The following is a 1,180-nucleotide window of genomic DNA, read 5'->3' on the forward strand; positions in this document are numbered from 1 at the left end:
CTCTGTACACGACAAAAATAGATAACTCATTGAAATAATGTCACAATAATTGTTTTCTAACGACGAATACTATGACACATCTCAATGAGTTATATCTTATCTTAAACAAATCTCTAAAATGGAACAAGTCACATTTAAAGTGCTTTGCGCTCATCATGCTTGTGATTATTTTAAAGCAAACATGTAATCTTTCTTCTGCATCTAAAGCCTTGCCCATCAAGTGTTTACCACAATCATTTTATCGACGTATGCAGCGCTTCTTTGCAGGTCAGTATTTTGATTATCGTCAAATTTCTCAGTTGATTTTCAATATGTTTTCATTCGACCAAGTGCAACTGACTTTAGATAGAACCAATTGGAAATGGGGAAAACGAAATATTAATATCCTGATGCTCGCAATCGTTTATCGTGGAATAGCGATACCTATCCTTTGGACATTGCTTAATAAACGTGGAAATTCAGATACGAAAGAGCGTATTGCTTTGATTCAACGCTTTATAGCCATTTTTGGTAAAGACCGTATTGTGAATGTGTTCGCAGACAGAGAGTTTATCGGTGAGCAGTGGTTTACATGGTTAATTGAACAAGACATCAACTTCTGCATTCGTGTTAAAAAAACTTCATTGTCACCAATCATTTAGGAAAGAATCATAAAATTAGTGATTTATTTCGCCATCTTAAAGTTGGTCAAATTGAATGTCGTAAACGACGGATTTTGGTTGGTCGGGTGAAACTATATATAAGTGCACTACAGTTAGAAAATGGAGAGCTTTTACTCGTCGTTTCTCCTCAGTTTAATGCCAATGCTATTCAGGATTATGCATTACGCTGGGAAATTGAAACCTTATTCAGTTGTCTCAAAGGACGCGGGTTTAATCTTGAAAATACGCGCTTGACAGACCCTAGACGAGTGAAAAAATTGATTGCGGTGTTAGCTATAAGCTTCTGTTGGTGTTACTTAACGGGTGAATGGCAACATAATCAAAAAAAAGCGATAAAAATAAAGAAGCATGGACGACTCTCAATGAGTTTATTTCGCTATGGTTTAGACTATGTTCAAATGGCGATTCAGCGTTTAATTGGTTTTGGGAAAAAAGAAGAGTTTAAGGAAATTTTGGCAATTTTAAGAAAGCAGAATCCTGATAGGATAAGGGTTCTGTGAAATTTGTCGTGTACAGAG

General features: G+C 35.8%; 1 protein-coding gene. It reads left to right on the forward strand.

From position 1 onward, the window contains the following. Nucleotides 1–71 precede the first annotated feature (71 nt). A protein-coding gene (locus tag FTU13_RS17340) for an IS4-like element ISAba1 family transposase (RefSeq protein ID WP_085940648.1) occupies nt 72–1,162 on the forward strand; the annotation gives its coding sequence in 2 pieces (ribosomal slippage) (nt 72–612 and nt 612–1,162; 1,092 coding nt in all). Nucleotides 1,163–1,180: the final 18 nt, after the last annotated feature.

This window comes from Acinetobacter sp. YH12064 (assembly GCF_013419735.1).
GTDB lineage: Bacteria > Pseudomonadota > Gammaproteobacteria > Pseudomonadales > Moraxellaceae > Acinetobacter > Acinetobacter amyesii.